General features: G+C 72.9%; 21 protein-coding genes and 1 tRNA gene. 6 read left to right on the top strand and 16 right to left on the bottom strand.

The window, feature by feature from the left end:
• Window positions 1–8: 8 nt before the first annotated feature.
• The gene (locus ACZ6CZ_RS17470) at window positions 9–1,415 is read right to left on the bottom strand and encodes an NAD(P)/FAD-dependent oxidoreductase (protein WP_469021343.1); all 1,407 of its coding nucleotides are present in this window, start codon (window positions 1,413–1,415) and stop codon (window positions 9–11) included.
• Between the two features lie 9 nt (window positions 1,416–1,424).
• A complete protein-coding gene (locus ACZ6CZ_RS17475; protein ID WP_469021345.1) occupies window positions 1,425–2,090 on the bottom strand; it encodes a rhomboid-like protein in 666 nt (221 codons plus the stop codon).
• A 135-nt stretch (window positions 2,091–2,225) separates the two neighbouring features.
• On the opposite strand from ACZ6CZ_RS17475, the gene ACZ6CZ_RS17480 reads away from it, so the two are divergent.
• Entirely contained in the window at window positions 2,226–3,281 is a 1,056-nt protein-coding gene (locus ACZ6CZ_RS17480; RefSeq protein WP_469021347.1) for a right-handed parallel beta-helix repeat-containing protein, read from the top strand.
• Window positions 3,282–3,324: 43 nt separating this feature from the next.
• Window positions 3,325–4,353: a methyltransferase gene (locus ACZ6CZ_RS17485; protein WP_469021349.1), complete on the top strand. Its 1,029-nt coding sequence runs from the start codon at window positions 3,325–3,327 to the stop codon at window positions 4,351–4,353.
• 92 nt (window positions 4,354–4,445) lie between these two features.
• Here the strand turns inward: ACZ6CZ_RS17485 and ACZ6CZ_RS17490 are convergent, their stop codons facing one another.
• From ACZ6CZ_RS17490 to ACZ6CZ_RS17520, 7 genes are all read right to left on the bottom strand, one after another.
• Window positions 4,446–4,778 carry a TcmI family type II polyketide cyclase gene (locus ACZ6CZ_RS17490; protein WP_469021351.1) on the bottom strand — a complete coding sequence of 111 codons (333 nt, stop codon included), beginning with the start codon at window positions 4,776–4,778 and terminating at the stop codon, window positions 4,446–4,448.
• A 19-nt stretch (window positions 4,779–4,797) separates the two neighbouring features.
• A complete protein-coding gene (locus ACZ6CZ_RS17495) occupies window positions 4,798–5,277 on the bottom strand; it encodes an SRPBCC family protein (RefSeq protein WP_469021354.1) in 480 nt (159 codons plus the stop codon).
• A 1-nt stretch (window position 5,278) separates the two neighbouring features.
• Window positions 5,279–5,545 carry an acyl carrier protein gene (locus ACZ6CZ_RS17500; protein WP_469021356.1) on the bottom strand — a complete coding sequence of 89 codons (267 nt, stop codon included), beginning with the start codon at window positions 5,543–5,545 and terminating at the stop codon, window positions 5,279–5,281.
• Between the two features lie 35 nt (window positions 5,546–5,580).
• On the bottom strand, window positions 5,581–6,831 hold the full coding sequence (locus tag ACZ6CZ_RS17505) for a ketosynthase chain-length factor (protein WP_469021359.1): 1,251 nt from the start codon (window positions 6,829–6,831) through the stop codon (window positions 5,581–5,583).
• 7 nt (window positions 6,832–6,838) lie between these two features.
• Window positions 6,839–8,098: a beta-ketoacyl-[acyl-carrier-protein] synthase family protein gene (locus tag ACZ6CZ_RS17510; protein ID WP_469021361.1), complete on the bottom strand. Its 1,260-nt coding sequence runs from the start codon at window positions 8,096–8,098 to the stop codon at window positions 6,839–6,841.
• Entirely contained in the window at window positions 8,095–8,565 is a 471-nt protein-coding gene (locus tag ACZ6CZ_RS17515) for a cupin domain-containing protein (RefSeq protein WP_469021363.1), read from the bottom strand. Before ACZ6CZ_RS17515 ends, ACZ6CZ_RS17510 begins: the two co-directional genes overlap by 4 nt.
• Window positions 8,566–8,627: 62 nt before the next feature.
• Window positions 8,628–9,707: a SchA/CurD-like domain-containing protein gene (locus ACZ6CZ_RS17520; RefSeq protein ID WP_469021366.1), complete on the bottom strand. Its 1,080-nt coding sequence runs from the start codon at window positions 9,705–9,707 to the stop codon at window positions 8,628–8,630.
• Between the two features lie 211 nt (window positions 9,708–9,918).
• Between ACZ6CZ_RS17520 and ACZ6CZ_RS17525 the strand changes: the two genes are divergently transcribed.
• Window positions 9,919–11,574 carry an FAD-dependent oxidoreductase gene (locus ACZ6CZ_RS17525; RefSeq protein WP_469021368.1) on the top strand — a complete coding sequence of 552 codons (1,656 nt, stop codon included), beginning with the start codon at window positions 9,919–9,921 and terminating at the stop codon, window positions 11,572–11,574.
• A gap of 92 nt (window positions 11,575–11,666) precedes the next feature.
• On the opposite strand, the gene ACZ6CZ_RS17530 is transcribed toward ACZ6CZ_RS17525, so the two are convergent.
• A tRNA-Thr gene (locus tag ACZ6CZ_RS17530) sits at window positions 11,667–11,740 on the bottom strand.
• Window positions 11,741–11,945: 205 nt separating this feature from the next.
• Here ACZ6CZ_RS17530 and ACZ6CZ_RS17535 point away from each other — a divergent pair.
• The 3 genes from ACZ6CZ_RS17535 (at window position 11,946) to ACZ6CZ_RS17545 (ending at window position 14,580) form a co-directional block, all read left to right on the top strand.
• Complete coding sequence (locus ACZ6CZ_RS17535) at window positions 11,946–13,082, top strand: ABC transporter ATP-binding protein (RefSeq protein ID WP_469021370.1); 1,137 nt, start codon at window positions 11,946–11,948, stop codon at window positions 13,080–13,082.
• Between the two features lie 220 nt (window positions 13,083–13,302).
• On the top strand, window positions 13,303–13,764 hold the full coding sequence (locus ACZ6CZ_RS17540) for a hypothetical protein (RefSeq protein WP_469021373.1): 462 nt from the start codon (window positions 13,303–13,305) through the stop codon (window positions 13,762–13,764).
• A gap of 84 nt (window positions 13,765–13,848) precedes the next feature.
• The gene (locus tag ACZ6CZ_RS17545; RefSeq protein ID WP_469021375.1) at window positions 13,849–14,580 is read left to right on the top strand and encodes a nucleotidyltransferase family protein; all 732 of its coding nucleotides are present in this window, start codon (window positions 13,849–13,851) and stop codon (window positions 14,578–14,580) included.
• Between the two features lie 89 nt (window positions 14,581–14,669).
• On the opposite strand, the gene ACZ6CZ_RS17550 is transcribed toward ACZ6CZ_RS17545, so the two are convergent.
• The 6 genes from ACZ6CZ_RS17550 to ispD form a co-directional block, all read right to left on the bottom strand.
• Window positions 14,670–16,412, bottom strand: coding sequence for a DoxX family membrane protein (locus ACZ6CZ_RS17550; RefSeq protein ID WP_469021377.1), 1,743 nt, complete (start codon window positions 16,410–16,412; stop codon window positions 14,670–14,672).
• Between the two features lie 117 nt (window positions 16,413–16,529).
• Window positions 16,530–17,471, bottom strand: a complete 942-nt coding sequence (rlmB, locus tag ACZ6CZ_RS17555) for a 23S rRNA (guanosine(2251)-2'-O)-methyltransferase RlmB (protein ID WP_469021379.1) — start codon at window positions 17,469–17,471, stop codon at window positions 16,530–16,532.
• A gap of 87 nt (window positions 17,472–17,558) precedes the next feature.
• Window positions 17,559–18,974, bottom strand: a complete 1,416-nt coding sequence (gene cysS / locus ACZ6CZ_RS17560) for a cysteine--tRNA ligase (protein WP_469021382.1) — start codon at window positions 18,972–18,974, stop codon at window positions 17,559–17,561.
• A 171-nt stretch (window positions 18,975–19,145) separates the two neighbouring features.
• On the bottom strand, window positions 19,146–19,448 hold the full coding sequence (locus ACZ6CZ_RS17565; protein WP_469021384.1) for a hypothetical protein: 303 nt from the start codon (window positions 19,446–19,448) through the stop codon (window positions 19,146–19,148).
• Window positions 19,449–19,495: 47 nt separating this feature from the next.
• Window positions 19,496–20,008, bottom strand: coding sequence for a 2-C-methyl-D-erythritol 2,4-cyclodiphosphate synthase (gene ispF / locus ACZ6CZ_RS17570; RefSeq protein WP_469021387.1), 513 nt, complete (start codon window positions 20,006–20,008; stop codon window positions 19,496–19,498).
• A complete protein-coding gene (gene ispD, locus ACZ6CZ_RS17575) occupies window positions 19,998–20,762 on the bottom strand; it encodes a 2-C-methyl-D-erythritol 4-phosphate cytidylyltransferase (protein WP_469021389.1) in 765 nt (254 codons plus the stop codon). Before ispD ends, ispF begins: the two co-directional genes overlap by 11 nt.
• Window positions 20,763–21,033 lie beyond the last annotated feature (271 nt).

The following is a 21,033-nucleotide window of genomic DNA, read 5'->3' on the forward strand; positions in this document are numbered from 1 at the left end:
ACCCGCGCTCAGTGGCGCCCGGACACCCGGTCCGCCACCCGCGCCAGCCGGGAGGACGCCGCGTCCGGGCGGCGCCGTTCCCGCCGGTCGGCGGCGCGGTAGGTGGCGTACAGGCCCTGCACGCCCAGCCAGCGCAGCGGTTCCGGCTCCCACTTGCGGACCTTGTGGTCCACCCAGGGCAGCCGGGTCAGGTCGGTCGGGCCGGCCTGGCCGGAGTCGAGCCGCACCAGGTCGCGCAGGGTGCGGGCGGCGAGGTTGGTGGTGGCGACCCCGGAGCCGACGTAACCGCCCGCCCAGCCGAGGCCCGTGGAGCGGTCCAGGGTGACGGTGGCGCACCAGTCGCGCGGCACGCCGAGCACACCGGACCAGGCGTGCCCGATCCGCACCCCGGCCAGCGCCGGGAAGAAGCCGGTGAGGATCTCCCGCAGCGCCTCGACCGTCGCCGCCTGGGTGCGGCCGTCGTTGTCGGTGCGCGACCCGAAGCGGTAGGGCACCCCGCGCCCGCCGAGCGCGATCCGGCCGTCGGCGGTGCGCAGGGCGTAGGTGTAGGCGTGCGCCATGTCGCCGAGGGCCTCCCGGCCGTCCCAGCCGATCGCCGCCCACTGCTCGTCGGTGAGCGGCTCGGTGGCGATCATGGAGGAGTTCATCGGCAGCCAGGTGCGCCTCTCGCCCTTCAGCGCCGCCGTGAACCCCTCGGTGCAGCGCAGGACGTAGGGCGCGCGGACGGTGCCGTAGGGGGTGACCGCGTGGCCGGGGCGGATCTCGGTCACCGGGGTCGACTCGTGCACGGTGACGCCGAGCGCCTCCACGACCGCCGCCAGCCCCTTGACCAGCTTCGCCGGGTGCACCCGGGCGCCGTGCGGGGTCCAGGACGAGCCGACCGCGCCGGCCACCCTGATCCGCCGGGCCGTCTCCCGGGCGCCGTACAGCTCCCGGTCGTGCTCGCCGTAGGACAGCTCGTGCGCGTGGAACGCCTTCAGCCGGGCCAGCTGGGCGGGGGTGGTGGCCACCTCCAGCACGCCGCCCTTGTGCAGGTCGGCGTCGATGCCCTCGGCGGCGGCGACCGCGATCACCTCGTCGACGGTGTCGTTCATGGCCTGCTGGAGGCGTACGGCGGCCTCGCGGCCGTGCAGCGCGGCGTACCGCTCGCGGCCCGCGACGCCGTTGTAGAGCCAGCCGCCGTTGCGCCCGGAGGCGCCGTAGCCGCAGAACTTCTGCTCCAGGACGGTGACGCGGAGGAAGGGGGCGGCCTTCTTCAGGTAGTACGCCGTCCACAGGCCGGTGTAGCCGCCGCCGACGACGACCACGTCCGCGGTGGCGTCCCCGTCGAGCGGCTCCCGGGCCGGCGGAAGGCCGTCGTCCGCGAACCAGAACGAGATGCCGCCGTTGACGGCACTGCTTGCCGAGCTGCTCATGCGCGGACGTTAACCCCTGAGGGCGGCCAGTGTCTCCTTCGGATTCCATGCCTTCGCGCGGCCCCTGACCAGCGGACAGCAGCACAGGCCGATCAGCACGGAGACGAAGTGGCCGAAGTCGGTGAAGGTCGGCCGCTCGGTCAGCGGCAGCCCGAACACGGCCAGGACCGCCCCGAGATACAGGTACCGCCACGGCGCCGCGATCCGGTAGGCGAGCACCGCGATCACCCCGGCCAGCGCGTAACTGACCCCCACGTCCAGGGTGTTGAGCGCCGAGTGCGGCACCATCCCGTCGTGCACCGCCTTCAGCAGCGCGCCCTCGCTGATCAGCGTCGCCAGCACGTGCGCCGCCGCGCACACCGCGAGCCACCGCCCGGTGCCCAGCCAGCGCTCGGCCGGCGCGTGGAAGACGCTGTACAGCAGCACGTACGGCAGCCAGTTCCCGTCGTCGATCCACATGGCGCTGGAGATCAGCACCCGCACCGGGTTGCGCGACAGCTCGTGGATGTTGGTCGACCGCTGCCGCAGGAAGTGCTGCTCGAACTGCGGCGACATATGGTGCAGGGCGACGGTGGTGAAGAACAGGACCAGCAGCCACACGTACGTCCCCGGGGCGCTGCGCACGTACCGCGCCACCGCCCCGATCCCGCGCCGCCACCCGATGACCCCGTTCACACCCGCCAGTATGGTCGGCGGGGCGATCGGGGCGCCCGCCGGACCGGACGCCGCGCCCCGGGTGCGCGGCGGTGACACGCCACCGGATGGCCGATCCACCCGGTCTCGCGCCCCTGCGGTCATAACGTGCGCAATATGAAGAAATGCCATATCGCGTACCTGGCGTGCAGCGTGGCGGTCCTCGGCACGGGCCTGGGCGCCGCACCGGCACAGGCGACGCACAGCACCCTCGTGGTCCGTCCGGGCCAGTCCATCCAGAAGACCGTGGACCGCGCCGCGAAGGGAGACACCGTCTACGTCTCCCCGGGCACGTACCACGAGAGCGTCACGGTCCACACCTCCGGGGTGACCCTGCGCGGCGCCGGCACCCGCACCGTCATCAAGCCGGCCCGCAAGAAGACCGGCGCCTGCGCCAAGGGCGGCAACGGCATCTGCGTGATCGGCACCAAGAAGCACGACGTCAAGAACGTCACCGTCGCCGCCCTGACCGTCAGCGGCTTCACCCGCGCCGGGGTCTTCGGCATGGCCACCGACCAGCTGGCCGTACGGCACGTCACCGCGGTGAAGAACAAGCTCTGGGGCATCGCCCTGGAGCGGTCGGTGCGCGGCCTGCTGCTGGGCAACACCGCCCGCGACAACGGCGACGCGGGCCTGTTCCTGGCCAACACCGTCACCACCGAGGAAGGCGCCCAGAACACCAAGGGCACGATCGTCGAGCGCAACCACCTGGAGCGCAACCGGATCGGCGTCACCGTCCGGCGGCTGCGCAACCTGACCGTCGCGCACAACGAGGTCACCGGCAACTGCGCGGGCGTCTTCGTCGTCGGCGACGAGAACAAGCCCAAGGCCGGCCACCTCACCGTGGCGGACAACCGCGTCGCCTCGAACAACAAGCACTGCGTGAAGACCGCCCGGCTGCCCTTCCTCCAGGGCACCGGCATCGTCCTGACCGGCACCGAGGACACCCTGGTGACGCAGAACGAGGTCACCGGCAACTCCGGCAGGTCACCGCTGTCCGGCGGGATCGTCCTCTACAAGAGCTTCGTGGGCGTCAAGGGCGAGCGCAACCGGGTCAGCAACAACGTGCTGGACGGCAACGCCCCCGCCGACCTCGTCAAGACCGAGACGGGCAAGCAGAACGTCTTCACCGGCAACCGCTGCCGGGCGTCGAAGCCCGCCGGACTGTGCTGACGAGGCCCATGGTGACCGAGCCAACAAGGAAGGAAGGCGGCACATGACGACCACGCACAGTGCCCCACCCCCGTCGATGCGGCTGCGCGAGCTGGTGTTCGGGGCGGCCTGCGCCGCCGCCGTCCGGGCGGCCGCCCGGCTCGGGGTGGCCGACGCCCTCGGCGACGCCCCCACGGACGTACGCGACCTCGCGGCCGCGGTGAAGACCGAGCCGGCCCCGCTGCGCCGGCTGCTGCGCGCCCTGTCCTGCTACGGCGTCTTCGCCGAGGGACCGGACGGCACGTTCACCCACACCGACATGTCCCGGCTGCTGCGCGAGGACGACCCGCACAGCCTGCGGGCCATCTCCCTGTGGTGCACCGAGCCGTGGACCTGGGACGCCTGGCCCAAGCTCGACGAGGCGGTGCGCACCGGCCACAACGTCGTCGAGAGCCTGTACGGCAAGGAGTTCTTCCAGTACCTCAACGAGGACGCCCCCGAGTCGGCGGACGTCTTCAACCGGGCGATGACCACCTCCAGCGAGCAGTCCGCACGCGACGTCGCGGCCCTGCTCGACCTCTCCGGCGCCAAGTCCGTCGCGGACATCGGCGGCGGCCAGGGGCACGTGGTGGCGAGCCTGCTGGAGAAGTACCCGGCCATGCACGGCAGCCTGCTCGACCTGCCCCGGGTCGTCGAGAACGCGGTGCCCCGGCTGCGCGAGGGCGGCGACCTCGCCGACCGCACCCGGATCGTGCCCGGCGACGTCCGGACGGCCGTCCCGGTCCACGCCGACGTCTACGTCATCAAGAACATCCTGGAGTGGGACGACGAGAGCACGGCCCGCACGCTGCGCAACGTCAGCGAGGCGGGCGGCCCCGGCGCCCGGGTGATCGTCATCGAGAACCTCGTCGACGACACCCCCTCGATGCGCTTCAGCACCGCGATGGACCTGCTGCTGCTGCTCAACGTCGGCGGCGCCAAGCACACCACCGAGAGCATGAAGAGCCGGCTGACCGCGGCGGGCCTGGTGGTGGACGGCATCGAGCCGGTCAACCCCTACCTGCACGCCTTCGACTGCCACGTCCCCGGCTGATCCCCCGGCGGCGCCCCGCCAGAGGCCCCGCGCAGACACCGGTCGCCGGGCCCGCGACGCTGCGGGCCCGGCGACCGGTGTTCGTCCGGGGCTCACCCGGCGGTGTCGCGCTCCCACAGGTAGAAGCGCTGCGCCATCGCGTCCTTCGGCGACCGCCAGGTCTCGGGGTCGTAGGCGCTGACGTACGCCGACAGGCGCTCGCTGATGCCCCGGAACTCCGGGTGCGAGGTGACCTTGGCGATGGCGGGTCCCGGCTCGCGCTCCGACTCGACGAGGTGCATGTACACATCGCCGAACTGGAACAGGCTGCGCCGCACGACGCCCACCAGTTCCGGCAGCACGCCCCGGTCCGACTCCTCGAACACCTTCGCGATATCGGGGGCCGAGCCGGGAGCCATACGGGCCACGATGAGGGCCTGGTGCATCGGTTCTCCTCCGCCCGGCTCAGTCGGCCAGGACCGACGCGGGCCGGTGCCCGGCGGCCGCCTTCTCGACCTTGTCCCGGATCAGCTCCATCTGGACCTTGGAGTTGCGGTTGATGTTGTCGGTCATCCAGTCGTCGTCGACCGGCGCCTCGGGCTTCATCGCGAAGTCCTGGGTCCACACCATCCGGGTCCCCTGCGCGACCTCCTCGTACGCCCAGTGGATGTTCATGTGCGCGAACGGCCCCGTCTCCACCCGGCGGGCCCGCACCGTGCGCGTGGCGCGGTCCGGCTCCCGCTCCGAGACCCAGCTCCACACCGTGCCGTTCTCGTCCGGGTGCATGGTGAGCCGGAACGTCGTCCGCTCGCCCTCCCGGGAGAGGATCTCGACGGACGCGTACTCGCTGAACAGCTGCGGCCACTTCTCCAGGTCGTTGGTCATGTCCCAGACCAGGTCCAGCGGCGCCGCGATGGTGATCTCGTTCTGTGTGTGTCCGGCCATGTCAGGCTCCTGCGATGAGAGTGCTGTTGACGAGGTCCAGGAACTGCCGGGGCGTCTTGCAGCGCTCCGCGTCCGGGGGCATCGGCGTGCCGTACCGGTTCTCCAGCTCGCCGACGATGCCGAGCAGCCCCAGCGAGTCGACGCCGAGCGCGTCGAAACCGGTGTCGAACCGCTTCTCCAGGTCCTGCGGAGCGACGGTGACCCCGGCGGCCTGCTTCATCAGGCCGGACAGTTCCTCGAAGTTGACCTGAGCGATTTGCGACGTCATGCGTGTGTTTCCTTTCCTTGATCTCCGGGCCCCGCTTACGACACGGCGGTGTCGCCGCGCCGCAGCACGAGCGCCGAGTTCGACCCCATGAGGCCCCGGCTGAGGACCAGCGCGGTGCGCAGTTCGGCCGGGCGGGCCCGGCCGGTCACCAGGTCGAGGTCATGGCAGATGCCGGCCACGTTGGGCGTGGGCGGGACCAGCCCGTGCTCCATCGCCAGCACCGCCGCCGCGCTGTCCAGCACCGGTGCCGCGCAGTAGCCGCGGCCGATGCCGGTCTTGGGCGCCGTCACCGGCACCCGCCGGCTGTGCGCGCCGAGCACGTCGGCCAGCGCCAGCGCCTCGGCACGGTCCGCCTCCGGCACGCCGAGCGCGTCCGCGAAGACGACGTCGACCTCCTCGGGCGCACAGCCGGCCTCCGCCAGCGCGCCGCGGATCGCCTCCGCCAGCCCCTGCCGGGAGTGCTCCCAGCGGGAGGCGCCGGTGAAGGTCGCCCCGTGCCCGGCGATCACGGCCCGCACCGGCACGTCCCGCCGCCGGGCCGCGCCGGCCTCCTCCACGACGAGCATCGCGCCGCCCTCGGCCGGCACGAACCCCGTCGCGCCCTCGGTGAAGGGCCGGTAGGCGCGCGCCGGGTCCGCCTCGGTGCTCAGCTCCCGGTAACCGAGCTGGCACACCATGGAGTACGGGGCGAGCGGCGCCTCGGTCGAGCCGGCGACGATCACGTCCGTACCCCGCCGCACCGCCCGTGCCGCGTGGGCGAGGGCGTCCAGACCACCGGCCTCGTCGGCGGCGACCACCGAGCAGGGCCCCCGCAGACCGCGGCGGATGGAGATCTGGCCGGTGCTGGCGGCGTAGAACCAGGCGATGGACTGGTACGGGCCGACGAACCGGCTGCCCTTGCCCCACAGCCGCTGCAGCTCGCGCTGGCCGAACTCGCCGCCGCCGGAACCGGCCGCCGTGACCACGCCGATGGAGAACGGCGCCTCGTCGGTGTCGGCCTGGCCGAGGCGGGCGTCGTCCAGGGCCAGGTCGGCCGCGGCCATCGCGAAGTGCGTGAACCGGTCGGTCTGGACCAGGTAGCGCTCCTCGACCGCCGCCGACGCCTCGAAGGCACGGACCTCACCGGCCACCCGCAGCGGCAGGTGCTCACAGCCCTCCCGGGTGATCCGGTCCAGGACGCTGATCCCTTCCTGGGTGGCCTTCCAGAAGGTCTCGGTGCTGGTTCCGTTGGGCGCGACCACCCCGATACCGGTGACGGCGGCGCGGCGTTCGTGCGGTGCACTCATGTTGTCCTCACTCCCTCGAACGGGTCAGGACCACCGCGGACTGGAAACCACCGAACCCGCTGCCCACGGAGAGCACGTTGTCCAGCTTCCGTTCGCGGGCGACCCGCGGAACGTAGTCCAGGTCGCACTCGGGGTCAGGGGTCTCGTAGTTCGCGGTCGGCGGTACGACCTGATGGGCCAGGGCCAGCACGCAGGCCACGACCTCGATCGCCCCGATCGCCCCGAGGGAGTGCCCCACCATGGATTTGATGGAGCTCATGGTCGTCTCGTAGGCGTGCCGTCCCAGGGCCCGCTTCACCGCGGCCGTCTCGTGGCGGTCGTTCTGCCGGGTCCCCGAGCCATGGGCGTTGACGTAGTCGATCCCCGAGGGGTCGACCCGGGCCTGGTCGAGGGCGACCTCGATCGCCCGCGCCATCTCCAGACCCTCGCTGGTCAGCCCGGTCATGTGGTAGGCGTTGCCGAAGGTGGCGTAGCCGCTCAGTTCGCAGTACACGTGCGCGCCGCGGGCCCGGGCGTGCTCCAGGTCCTCCAGGACCAGCACCGCGCCGCCCTCACCCATGACGAACCCGTCCCGGTTGTTGTCGAACGGCCGGGAGGCGTGCGCGGGATCGTCGTTGTTCGGGGACGTGGCCTTGATGGCGTCGAAGCAGGCCATGGTGATCGGGGAGATCGGCGAGTCCGACGCACCGGTTATGCAGACGTCGGCCCGGCCCTCCGCCACGGTGTGGAAGGCGTACCCGACCGCGTCGAGACCCGAGGTGCAGCCCGTGGAGACGGTCTGCACCGGCCCGCAGGCCCCGAACCGCTCGGCCACCGCAGACGCCAGCGTGCTGGGCGAGAACGCCCGGTGCAGCTGCGCACCCGCCTTCTCGTGATCCACGTCCCAGCGCTCACCACCATGGCTGACCAGCACGTAGTCGTTCTCCAGCCGGGTGGTGCCGCCGACCGCGGTGCCCAGCGAGACCCCGACCCGCCAGGGGTTCTCCCGGGCCAGGTCGAGCCCCGAGTCGCGGACCGCCTCGTCGCCGGCGACCAGGGCGAACTGGATGTACCGGTCCGCCCCCTCGATGGCCAGCGCGTCCAGGCCGTGCGCCACCGGGTCGAAGTCGCACTCGGCGGCGATCCGGGAGCGCAGGCCGGACGGGTCGAAGAAGGTGATGCCTCGCGTCGCGGTCCGGCCGTTGGAGAGCAGGTCCCAGAACGCCGGCGCGCCGATGCCGCCCGGTGCCACGATGCCTATGCCGGTGACCGCCACGCGCCGGGTCATGAAAGGACCTGACCCCGGCCGGCCGGCCGGGCCGCGCCCGCCTCGGCACCCTCGGTGGTGACGGCGGCCGCACCGATGACCTCCGTCTCCTCCGTGTCGACGTGGCCCAGCTGCGGCCGGGGCGCCAGCGGGCCCAGGTGGAAGACGATGCGCGCCTCCACGTCACCCACGTTGCGGAACCGGTGGCGCACGTGCGCGGGGATCATCAGCCCCTGCTCGGGCCGCAGCGCGTGCGGCTCGCCGTCCAGGTCCACCTCCAGCCGCCCGCACACGACGTAGACGAACTCCTCGGAGTACGGGTGGTAGTGCTCACCGATGCGGTCGCCGGGCTGCACGAGGGCCACGCCCATGAAACCGCTGGTGGCGCCCACCGTGGCCGGGGTGAGCATGGCGCGCAGGTCACCGCCGCGCTTGACGTTCGGCTCGACCTCGCTGAGATCGACGATTCTGGGACGGGGTTTGATCACGACGTTCCTCCGTGTGGTCCGTGTGGGTGTGCTGCGTCGGCGTGGGGAACCGGGCCGCCGGCTCAGGCGTCCGGCGAGCGGCGGTCGGTGACGAGGTCCATCCGGACGGCGTCCCCGTCGAGCAGGGGCGCCAGCTCCGCGGCGCCACCGGCCTGCCCGACGTCGGAACCGGCCCCGGCGCGGACGTCGATCAGCCGCACCACGACGTCGTCGCGCTGGAAGATCGTGCTGCGCAGCACCGGGCCGGCGGCGTCCTGGGCCGCCGCCTCGTCCTGCCGGGCGAGCACCTCGGCCAGCTTCATCCCGCTGCCGGCCCGGGCCGGGTAGTACAGCGCGTGCCGCTCGCCGCCGGCCGGCTCGCCCGCCGTCACGTGGTGCACCGCGGGCAGGGCCGCCCGGGTGAAGAACACCCGCGCCGACTCCTGGTTGTCCAGGTCCCGCTCCTGCTCCAGATACGGGTTAATGGCCTCCTCCACGGCCCGCACCTCCGGCTGCCGGGCGACGTGGCGCAGCGCGGCGAGCAGGTCACCACGCACCTCGATGGCCCGCACGACCCGGTTGCCGTGCATGAACAGGGAGGTCCGGCACAGCCGGGTGGTGTCGTCCACCCGCGCCTCGGGCGAGGCGTAGTCCGCGAGGATCTTCGCGACCTTCGCCTCGCTGCCCGGCTTGACCGTGAAGGTCAGGGCGTGGCGGATCACGCCGTCGCCGATCCGGGGGGACGCCTGGAGCCTGCGCCGCGCCGCCTGCGTGCCTGCCGCCTCGCCGCCGGTCTCCCGCACGACGTGGAAGCGCAGCGAACGGGTGTCGCGGACGCAGCTGTGCAGCGGCTCCACCATCGCCACGTGTTCCTCGCTGTTCACCCAGGCGAGGAACGGCGGGGCACTCTCCCACTCACTCGTGATGAGCCATTGGGAGGGATTCTCGATGGACTGGCAGAGTTGGTCGCTGACATGCCCGGGCACGGACGCAACCTGGGTGCAGAGTTGTTCGTAGGCCTCCAGGAACTGCTGCTGGGCTCCGTCGTAGACGTCGACCAGCAGGACGACCCGGAGCCGGGAGCCGTCGAAGACGGACTGCGAGACACGCTTCGACACCTGTTGCGACAGCGTTGCTGAAACATGTTCAGACGTGGTGGTCATCCTGCGCACATCTCCTTCGCGGGGCAGAGGCGGACGCCGGCCGCGAGTGACGCGACGTCAGCGTTCCTTGATCCTGTGCCGGTCCACAGGCGCCCGCGACTCGTATGAACCACGTGGGTGATTGGGCACGCCGACGCGCTCCCGAAGCGCGCCGCAGGGCATGGAACCTGCAACGCGCCCCATACGCGCACCCCTGCCTCTGGAGGCTTCGATGCACCAAAAAGCCGACCACCGGGTTCCCGTCCTCATCGTCGGCGGCTCCCTGGTGGGCCTGTCCATGTCCGTGTTCCTGGGCCGTCTCGGTGTCCGGCACATGCTCGTCGAACGGCACTCCGGCACCTCGATCCATCCCCGCGGACGCGGCAACAACGTGCGCACGATGGAGCTGTTCCGGGTCGCCGGCATCGAGCCGGACATCAAGGCGGCGGCCTCGCTGCTCGCCGACAACCACGGCATCCTGCAGACCCCGTCCCTGCTCGGCGACGAGGGCGAGTGGCTGTTCAAGAACATCGACCCGGGCGGCGGCCTGGCCCGCTTCAGCCCCACCGCCTGGTGCCTGTGCAGCCAGAACGACCTCGAACCCGTCCTGCTGGACTCCGCCCGCGACCTCGGCGGCGACCTGCGCTACTCCCACGAGCTGGAGTCCTTCGAGCAGGACCCCGAAGGAGTGACGGCGCTCGTCCGCGACCGCGGCACCGAGGAGCGTTACACCGTCCGGGCGGACTACCTGGTCGCCGCCGACGGCCCGCGCAGCCCCGCCCGCAACCGGCTCGGCATCCCCCAGAGCGGCCCCGGCGACCTCTTCGCCAACGTCAGCGTCACCTTCCGCTCCCAGCAGCTCGCGGACGTCGTCGGCGACCGGCGCTTCATCTGCTGCTACCTCACCGCCCCGGAGGCCGACGGCGCCCTGCTGCCCGTCGACAACAAGGAGAACTGGGTCTTCCACGCGCCCTGGCACCCCGAGCGCGGCGAGACGCTGGAGGAGTTCACCGAGGAGCGGCTGCGCGAGCACATCCGGCGCGCCGTGGGCGTGCCCGGGCTGGACGTGGCGATCACCGGCAAGGCCTCCTGGCGGGCCGCCGAACGGGTCGCCGACCAGTACGCCGCCGGACGGGTGTTCCTGGCCGGCGACTCCGCCCACGAGATGTCCCCGACCGGCGCCTTCGGCTCCAACACCGGCATCCAGGACGCCCACAACCTGGCCTGGAAGCTGGCCGCCGTCATCGAGGGCTGGGCGGGCCCCGGCCTGCTGGCCACCTACGACACCGAGCGCCGCCCGGTCGCCGTCGCCACCAGCGCCCGCGCCTCGGCCCGCTCGGTGGAGCACAGCCACCCCGGCTTCGCCCCGGCACCGGGCGTCGGCGGCGGCAAGCGGGGCGGCATCCTCAACGTCGTCCTCGGCTACCGCTACCCCGAGGGCGCCGTCCTGGGCGCCGACCCCGGCCAGCCGGTGGTGCCCGAGGGCATGGACCTGACCGGGCAGCCCGGCAGCCGGGCCCCGCACATGTGGCTGCGCCGCGAGGGCCGGCGGGTGTCGACGCTGGATCTGTACGAGCGTTCCCTGGTCCTGCTCAGCGACGCGCCCGACGACGCGGGCTGGCACGGCGCCGCCCGCCGCGTCGCCGACCGCCTGGGCGTCCGCCTGGACGCCTACCGCATCGGCCACGGCCCCGACGCCGACCTCACCTACGACACGGAGGGCGAGGCCCGCGGCCCGGCCGACTGGGCCCAGGTGCACGGCACCACCGCCGACGGCGCGGTCCTGGTCCGCCCCGACGGCTACGTCGCCTGGCGGGCGCCCGGCGCCGCCCCCGACCCGGAGGCGGCCCTCATCCAGGCCCTGACCCACATCCTGCGCACCGCCTGACCCCCGGCCCGGCCGGCACCGGCCCTCCGGCCCGGCAGCACGACGGCGAAGGCCACCCGCACCGGCCGGTGCGGGTGGCCTTCGCCGTAAGGAGCCCCCTGTCGGATTCGAACCGACGACCTTCGCTTTACAAGAGCGGCGCTCTGGCCAGCTGAGCTAAGGGGGCGCGCGCAGGGGCGCCCGTGCAGTGTACCCAGGTCCGGGCCGGGGGCCGGGGAAAAATTTCCGGGAAGTTCACAGGGGCCCGCTACTGACAGAACGAGTGATCGCCGGGTACCGTCCTGACCCAGTTCACTCGCGTGGACTACACCAACCACCTTCCTACAACGGATCGTCCGGCACGTTCCTGCCGGTAGAAGGGGTCCATCACCATGGCCACTGTTTCGTTCGACAAGGCGACCCGGATCTACCCGGGTTCCACCAAGCCCGCCGTCGACGCGCTCGAGATCGACATCGCGGACGGCGAGTTCCTCGTCCTGGTCGGCCCGTCGGGCTGCGGCAAGTCCACCTCGCTGCGGATGCTCGCGGGGCTGGAGGACGTCAACGGCGGAGCGATCCGCATCGGTGACCGCGACGTCACGCACCTGCCGCCGAAGGACCGGGACATCGCCATGGTGTTCCAGAACTACGCGCTCTACCCGCACATGACCGTCGCCGACAACATGGGCTTCGCGCTCAAGATCGCCGGCGTCAACAAGGCGGAGATCCGGCAGAAGGTCGAGGAGGCCGCGAAGATCCTCGACCTCTCCGAGTACCTGGACCGCAAGCCGAAGGCGCTCTCCGGCGGTCAGCGCCAGCGTGTCGCCATGGGCCGCGCGATCGTGCGTGAGCCGCAGGTGTTCCTCATGGACGAGCCGCTGTCCAACCTGGACGCCAAGCTCCGCGTGTCCACCCGTACGCAGATCGCCTCGCTCCAGCGCCGGCTCGGCATCACCACCGTCTACGTCACCCACGACCAGGTCGAGGCCATGACGATGGGCGACCGGGTGGCGGTCCTCAAGGACGGTCTGCTCCAGCAGGTCGACTCGCCGCGCAACATGTACGACCGCCCGGCCAACCTCTTCGTCGCCGGCTTCATCGGCTCCCCGGCCATGAACCTGGTCGAGGTCCCGATCACCGACGGCGGCGTGAAGTTCGGCAACTCGGTCGTCCCGGTCAACCGCGACGCGCTGAAGGCCGCCGCCGACCGGGGTGACCGCACCGTGACGGTCGGCGTCCGGCCCGAGCACTTCGACATCGTCGAGCACAACGGCGGTGCCGCCGCGGCCCTCACCAAGGACAGCGCCGACGCCCCGGCCGGCCTCGCCGTCTCCGTGAACGTCGTCGAGGAGCTGGGCGCCGACGGTTACGTCTACGGCACCGCCCACGTCGGCGGCGAGCAGAAGGACCTGGTCGTGCGGGTCAACGGCCGCCAGGTGCCGGAGAAGGGCGCCGAGCTGCACGTCGTGCCGCGGGCGGGCGAGACCCACGTGTTCTCGACCTCCACCGGCGAGCGCCTCACCGACTGAGGCACCGGCGGCGCCGGGAACTCCCGGCCGACGCACCCGGATCGACGGGAAGGGCCCCGCGGAATGCCGCGGGGCCCTTCCCGTATGCGCCCCGAATCCCGGCACGGCGACCGCTGCGGGCGGCGGCCGTCAACCCTCTACCCAAAAAGAGGTGCCACTTCATCCCCCGTAAGGGTGACTAAATGTCGCCAAATCATTACCGCGCGCTACCCTCACACGCGTGAAGCACTCCACCACCCAACAGACGCGACGCGGCCACCGGGGCGGCCCTGCCCGCCGGATCGGCCGCACCCTCGCCCTCGTCCTGCCCGTCGTCCTGGTGCTCTCCGGGACCCTCGCGGTCACCCGGGTCAACTGGACGGGAAGCCCGTCCGGCTCGGTGCTCACCGCCTCGGACGTCACCCCGGCCGACGTCCCCGCCAAGGCGGTCACCCGCGCACCGCAGGACGTGCTGCGCGACCAGCTGATGACCGAGCTTCAGGAGAAGGACCCGGGCGTGGTCCTCACCCACCTGCAGCAGTCCGTCAACGGCCACCCGTCGCTGGCCCGGCACTGCACCTCCATCGCCCGCGCCCTCGGCAGGGCCGCGGTGAACATCTACGGCGCCTCACGCGCGCAGTCCTACGCCCGCCCGGTGTGCGACACCTCCTTCGCCTCCGGGGTGCTCGACGCGCACAGCTGAGGTCAGCGCCGGCGGTGACGGTGCCCCGAGCGGACCGTCACCGCCGCGCAGGCCACCGGTGGGGCGCCACGTACAGTTCGGGTCATGACCCATCCGAGCGCCGCGACGCGCCCCACTCAAGCCGTGGTCCTGGCCGGTGGCCAGGGCTCACGGCTGCGCCCGTACACCGACGACCGGCCCAAGCCGATGGTCGAGATCCCCGGTACGGGCACTCCGATCATCGGCCACCAGCTGACCTGGCTCGCCGAAGAGGGCGTGACCGACGTGGTGGTCTCCTGCGGCCACCTCGCCGAGGTCCTGCAGAAGTGGCTGGACTCGGCCGACCTGCCCGTCTCCGTCACCACCGTGGTGGAGGGCGAGCCCCTCGGCCGCGGCGGCGGCCTGCGGTACGCCGCCGCGCACCTCCCGCACCCCGACCGGCCCTGGTACGCCACCAACGGTGACATCTGGACCCGTTTCTCGCTGCGCGACATGGCGGACTTCCACGCCGAACGCGACGCGGTGGCGACCCTCGCGCTGGCCCGGCCGCGCATCCCGTGGGGAGCGGTGAGGACCGACGGCTTCGGGCACATCACCGACTTCATCGAGGCGCCGCCGTCGACGTTCGAGATCAACGCGGGCGTGTACGTCTTCTCGCCCGAGTTCGCCTCCCTGCTGCCCGAGCGCGGCGACCACGAGCGGTCCACGTTTCCCCGGCTGGCCCGCGAGGAGCGGCTGTTCGGCTTCCCCATCCCGCAGGGCGCGTACTGGCGGGCCATCGACACCGCGAAGGACCTCACCGAGGCCGCGAAGGAGCTGGCGGCCCTCGGCCGCTGACCCGGCGTACGGCAGGCGAACGGCAGCGGCCCCGCACCGGGTGGTGCGGGGCCGCTGCCGTGGCCGGGGGTGCGAGCAGGCTGGGGGCCCTAGCCGAGCAGGCCGCCGACCAGGCCGGGCTGGCCGGTGGAGGAGCCGCTGCCGGAGCCGGTGCCGCCCGTCGTGGAGCCGCCGGTCGAACCGCCGCCGCCCGTCGCGGAACCGCCGGAGGCCGGGCCCGTGGTGGTGCTGGGGGCGCCGCCGCCACCACCGACCGGGGCGGACTGGCGGGGCGGGGTACGGCCCGTGGTGCCCTGGGTCTGGCTGGGGGTGGTCGTGGTGGTGCCCGAGGAGGTGCGGGCCGCCCCGGGCGTGGTGGCGGAGCCGGAAGGGCTGGCGCCGGCCGTCGCACCGCCGGTGGGCGGGGTGGAGGCCGCCGGGGCCTTCTTCTGCGGCCGCTCGCCGGGCTCGCCAGGGAGCGGGGAGCCGGGCTGGTTGTTGCGCGGTGCCTCACCGGGGCCCGGCACGACCACGCGGCCGGAGTCGCGGACGGCGGAGCCGAGCAGCGAGCCGACGAGCAGGGTGAGGCCGACGGTGACCGTGGTGATCAGGGCGCCGCGGCGCAGGACGTAGCGGCGCAGCTCCCAGATGTCGGAGCGGGGGCCGAGCCGTCGCCAGGCGCTGCCCGCGAGGCGGCCGTCCACGGAGTAGACGGGGGCACCGGCGATGATCAGCGGGGACCAGGCGGCCAGGTAGATGATGTCGGGCGCGTCGTAGACCGGGACGGTCTTCCAGCTGACGGTGACGATGAGCGCGGCGGAGAGCAGGAAGCCGCCCACCGCGGCGACCCGCTGCCAGCAGCCGAGCACGGTCAGGACGCCCACGACGACCTGGAGGAAGGCGATGACCAGGCCGGAGCCGACGGGGTGCTGGAGCGCGAACTGGCGCAGCGGCTCGGCGACGTCCCAGGGGTGCAGGGTGTCGAGCCAGGTGACCATGGAGCCCCGCTTGCCGCCGTCGAAGTAGACGGGGTCGCAGAGCTTGCCCATGCCGGCGTAGACCGAGATGAAGCCGAGGAAGATGCGCAGCGGGAGCAGCACCACGCCCAGGTTCATCCGGCGGCCGGGGTAGTAGGCGTGCCGGGCGGGGTCGTCGCCGTGGCGCCTGGACGCGGTGCCGGTGTCGTCGGCCTCGTCGAAGTCCTCGTAGCCGTCGGCGTCGTGGGTGCCGTCGTACGCGTCGTCGTACGCGTCGTACGTCCCCGGGGCCTCGCCGTGTCCGGGGCCGCCGTAGCCGGGTTGCGCGTAGCCGGGTTCGTCGTAGGCGCTCCCGACGGTGCGCATGTGGGGCAGCAGCCGGGTCTCGCCGGCGCCGGGGCTGCGCTGGTGGCCGACGACGGGGGTCTCGACGGTCTGGCCGAGGCCGTCGTACACGGAGTCGTAGTCGGCGTCGTAGCCGCGGCCGGAGCCGCCGCCGACGCGCGGGATGACCTGGGTGGCCCCGGCCGGGGCGGCGCGCTCGTCGGTGTGGCCGACGCTGCCGCCCCGCACCGCCTGGAGCAGCCGGTGGGCGCCGGTGTCGTCCGGGGCGGACCGGCCGCTCCACACGACGGGGCGGCGGCGGCCGGCGGCCGGGACCCGGGCGGTGTCCTCGCCGACGGCCAGGTGCCGTGCCACGCGCGGGGATTGGGTGCGTCGTGTCGAGGCGCCCAGCTGCACGCGGAAACTCGCGTGATTGACGATGACCTGGGCCGGATCGCTCGGCACCTTCACCATGCTCAGCGCGGGAGCGTCGTCGAAACCCGACGAGCGGTCCCCCGTGGGTGTGCGGGGTGTTCTGGTGTCCACACTCATCTAACCGAGTGACGTGGAGTTAGGACACTGCCTTGACCGCCCGGATGTGTCCGGACCGCGTCAAACCCGCACCGAACGCCGGAATCGACCCGTGCGGGGGAGGTTCCGGACAGGTGTTCAGACCCTGCGCCGCGCCGCCTCGTACAGCACGATGCCCGCCGCCACACCGGCGTTGAGCGACTCCGCGCCACCCGGCATCGGAATCCGCGCCCGGATGTCGCAGGTCTCGCCGACCAGCCGGGACAAACCCTTGCCCTCGCTGCCGACGACGATGACGACCGGACCCGACAGGGCCTGCACGTCGCCGAGTTCGGCCTCCCCGTCGGCGGCCAGACCGACGACGGTCAGGCCCGCCTTCTTGTACGCCTCCAGCGCGCGCGTCAGGTTGGTGGCGCGGGCGACGGGCGTCCGGGCGGCCGTACCGGCGGAGGTCTTCCAGGCGCCGGCGGTCATGCCGGCCGCGCGCCGCTCGGGCACCAGCACGCCGTGGCCGCCGAAGGCGGAGACGGAGCGGACGACGGCGCCGAGGTTGCGCGGGTCGGTCACCCCGTCGAGGGCGACGATCAGCGGGTCCTCGCCGTCGTCGTAGGCGGCACTCGTCAGGTCCTCGGCGTGCGCGTACTCGTACGGCGGGACCTGGAGGACCAGACCCTGGTGGTTGAGGTTGTTGGTCATGCGGTCCAGCTCGGGGCGCGGCGCCTCCATGAGGTTGATGCCGCCGCGCTCGGCCGCGAGCTGGAGCGCCTCGCGGACCCGCTCGTCGTTGTCGATGAACTGCTGCACGTACAGCGTCGAGGCGGGCACGCCCCCGCGCAGCGCCTCGACGACCGGGTTGCGGCCGACGACCAGCTCCGAGGCGGACCTGCCGCCGCGGCCCCGGGCGACGGGGCGGCGCGCGGCCTGCTTCGCGCGGGCGCCGGCGATGCGGTTCTTCTTGTGTCCCTTGCGCATCTCCGCGGGCGGGGTCGGACCCTTGCCCTCGAGACCCTTGCGCCGCTGGCCGCCACTGCCGACCTGCGCGCCCTTCTTGCCGGACATGCGGCGGTTGTGAGCGGCCATGACCTACCTGTCTGTGTGAAGCGTGCGGATGTACGTCTATGCAGTGTGCCGCCCGGACGGCCGGGCGGCACAATCGATCAAGGAGGGTCAGCGCGGACCGAGGGTCCAGCGCGGGCCCTGCGGGCTGTCCTCGATGACCAGACCGGACTGGTTGAGCTGGTCGCGGATGGCGTCGGCGGTGGCCCAGTCCTTGCGCCCGCGGGCCGACTCCCGCTGCTCGAGCACGAGCCGTACCAGGCTGTCGACGACGCCGTGCACGCTCTTGTTGAGCACCATCTCACCGCGGTCGGCGGCCTCGGCGGCCCACTTCGCGTCGAGCGGATCGAGGCCGAGGACGCCGAGCATGGCGCGCACCTCGGCGAGGCGGGCCACGGCGGCTTCCTTGTCGTCGGCGGCCAGCGCGGAGTTGCCCTGCCGGACGGTGGTGTGCACGACGGCGAGGGCCTGCGGCACGCCCAGGTCGTCGTCCATCGCCTCGGCGAAGGCGGGCGGCACCTCGGCGGACGGCTCCACCGGGCCGGTCTTCTCCACCACGCGCTGCACGAAGCCCTCGATGCGCGCGAACGCCGACTCCGCCTCGCGCAGGGACTCCTCGCTGTACTCGATCATCGAGCGGTAGTGCGGGGTGCCGAGGTAGTAGCGCAGCACGATGGGGCGCCACTGCTTGACCATCTCGGAGACGAGGACGCTGTTGCCCAGCGACTTCGACATCTTCTCGCCGGCCATGGTGACCCAGGCGTTGTGCACCCAGTACTGGGCGAAGTCGTCGCCGAAGGCCTTGGCCTGGGCGATCTCGTTCTCGTGGTGCGGGAAGATGAGGTCGATGCCGCCGCCGTGGATGTCGAAGGCGGTGCCCAGGTACTTGTGCGCCATGGCGCTGCACTCCAGGTGCCACCCCGGACGGCCGCGTCCCCACGGCGTCTCCCAGCTCGGCTCGCCGGGCCTGGCCGCCTTCCACATGGCGAAGTCCCGGGGGTCGCGCTTGCCGGTCTCGCCGTCGCCGGAGGGCTGGCGCAGGTCGTCGAGGTCCTGCTTGGACAGGGAGAGGTAGCCGGGCAGCGAGCGCACGTCGAAGTAGACGTCGCCCTCCGCCTCGTAGGCGTGCCCGCGCTCGATGAGCCCGCGCATCATCTCGATCATCTCGGGCACGTGCCCGGTGGCCCGGGGCTCGTACGACGGCGGCAGGCAGCCGAGCGCGTCGTACGCGGCGTTGAACGCCCGCTCGTTGTCGTAGCCGATGGACCACCAGGGGCGGTCCTGCTCGGCGGACTTCCGGATGATCTTGTCGTCGATGTCGGTGACGTTCCGTACGAACGTCACCGTGTAGCCCCGGTACTCCAGCCAGCGGCGCATGATGTCGAAGTTGAGGCCCGAGCGGATGTGACCGATGTGGGGCGGGGCCTGCACGGTGGCGCCACAGAGGTAGATCGAGACACAACCCGGCGTGAGCGGGGCGAAGTCACGGATCTGCCGGGCGCTGGTGTCGTACAGGCGAATGGTCACCACTCCAGGGTAGTGGGCCGGGGGCAGTGCCTCGCACCGGTCCGGCAACAACGCGCGGACGGCGCGAATACGCCCCCGCGTGGCCGATGGACGGGCCTCGCGCGGGCGGCCGGAACGGGTGCGCGGGTGCGGCCGGCGTGTCCGGTCGGGCGGCGCCGCCAGCCGGTGCCGTCAGGCGGTGCCGTCGGCGGGTGCGATCAGGCGGTGCCGTCGGCGGGTGCCGCCAGGCGGGGCGATCGGCGGGTGCCGCCAGGCGGGGCCGTCGCCGGGTGGCGTCGGCGGGTGCCGCCAGGCGGTGCCGCCAACCGGTGCGATCAGCCGGTGCGGTCGGCGGGTGCCGCCAGGCGGTGCCGTCGGCGGGTGCCGCCAGGCGGTGCCGCCAACCGGTGCGATCAGCCGGTGCGGTCGGCCGACGCGGTCGGCGGGTGCCGCCAGCCGGTGCCGCCAGCCGCCGCGGTCAGGGGGTGCCGCCATACGGCGCCGCCGCGGGTGCGATCAGCCGGTGCGGTCGGCGGGTGCCGTCAGGCGGTGTGGGCCACCAGGGCGGTGGCCACCGCCATCAGTCCCTCGCCGCGGCCGGGGAAGCCGAGGCCGTCGGTGGTGGCGCCGGAGACCGACACCGGGGCGCCGGCCGCCTCGGACAGTGTCTTCTCGGCCTCGTCGCGGCGCTTGCCGACCTTCGGCCGGTCGCCGACGACCTGCACGGCGACGTTGCCGATGACGAACCCGGCCGCGCGCACGATCCGCGCCGCCTCCGTCAGCAGCGTGACCCCGGAGGCGCCGGACCACTCGGGGCGGCCGGTGCCGAAGTGCTGCCCGAGGTCACCGAGGCCCGCGGCGGAGAACAGCGCGTTGCAGGCGGCGTGCGCGACGACGTCGGCGTCGGAGTGGCCGGCCAGGCCCGGGCCCTGGCCCTCCCACTTCAGGCCGGCGCACCACAGGTCGCGGCCCTCCTCGAAGGCGTGGATGTCGGTGCCGATGCCGACGCGCGGCAGCAGCGGGGGCTGCGCGGGCCGCTGCGGTTCAGAAGCCATCGTTGAGCCTCCGGCGGGCCAAGACCGCCTCCGCCAGCACCAGGTCCAGCGGGCGGGTCACCTTGAAGGCCTCCTCGTGTCCGGGCACCACCACGACCCGCGGGCCCAGCCGCTCGACCATGCTCGCGTCGTCGGTGACCTCGCCGTTCACCGTCTCGTGGGCGCGCACCAGCGTGGCCCGGTCGAAGCCCTGCGGTGTCTGCACGGCACGCAGCCGCGACCGGTCCGGGGTGGCCACCACCGGCTCCGGGCCGCCCTCGGCACCGGCCGGCTCGACCTCCTTGACGGTGTCGGCCAGGGGCAGCGCGGGCACCACGGCCGGGGCGCCCTCCCGTACGGCCTCGATCACCGCGTCGACCGTGTCGACCGGCACCAGCGGCCGGGCGGCGTCGTGCACGAGCACGATGTCGTGGCCGGGCGGCAGCGCGTCGAGTCCGAGGCGCACCGACTCCTGGCGGGAGTCGCCGCCCGGGACGACGAGGAAGTCGGTGCGCTCGGGCAGCGCGTACGCGTCGAGCAGCGACTTGACCTCGGCGGCGCCGTCCGGCGGGGCCACGACGACGACCAGGGCGACCGCGCGGGAGGCGGCCATCGCCCGCACCGCGTGGATGAGCATGGGAGTGCCGCCCAGCGCCCGGAGCGCCTTGGGGGCGCCCGGACCGAGGCGTACGCCCCGGCCGGCGGCCGGAATCACGGCGGCGACCCGGGTCTCGGCGCGGGCCTGCGCGGACGAAGGGCGCGAATCCTCAGACATCGGTTCCTGTCAGGTGGTGTGGTCGGGGCCTGCCGGACGCCGCCCGGCGGACGCCGGTTTGACGTCGGGGGCCAGGTGGGTATGGCCTGGGAAGTGCCGGGCGCGACGCCCTTGACCGGACCCTTCCGTGACCCTGGTCGGGGTGGCAGCCCGGGCCCGGCACGCCAAGTATCGCCACGTGGGGGCGAGTGGACGAGCGGTACGGGGCATCTCGGGGGAATTTCCGGGGACGAACATGCCGCAGCGCCCGGCGACACATCCGTGTCATCGG

The organism is Streptomyces sp. NPDC041135 (genome assembly GCF_055592085.1).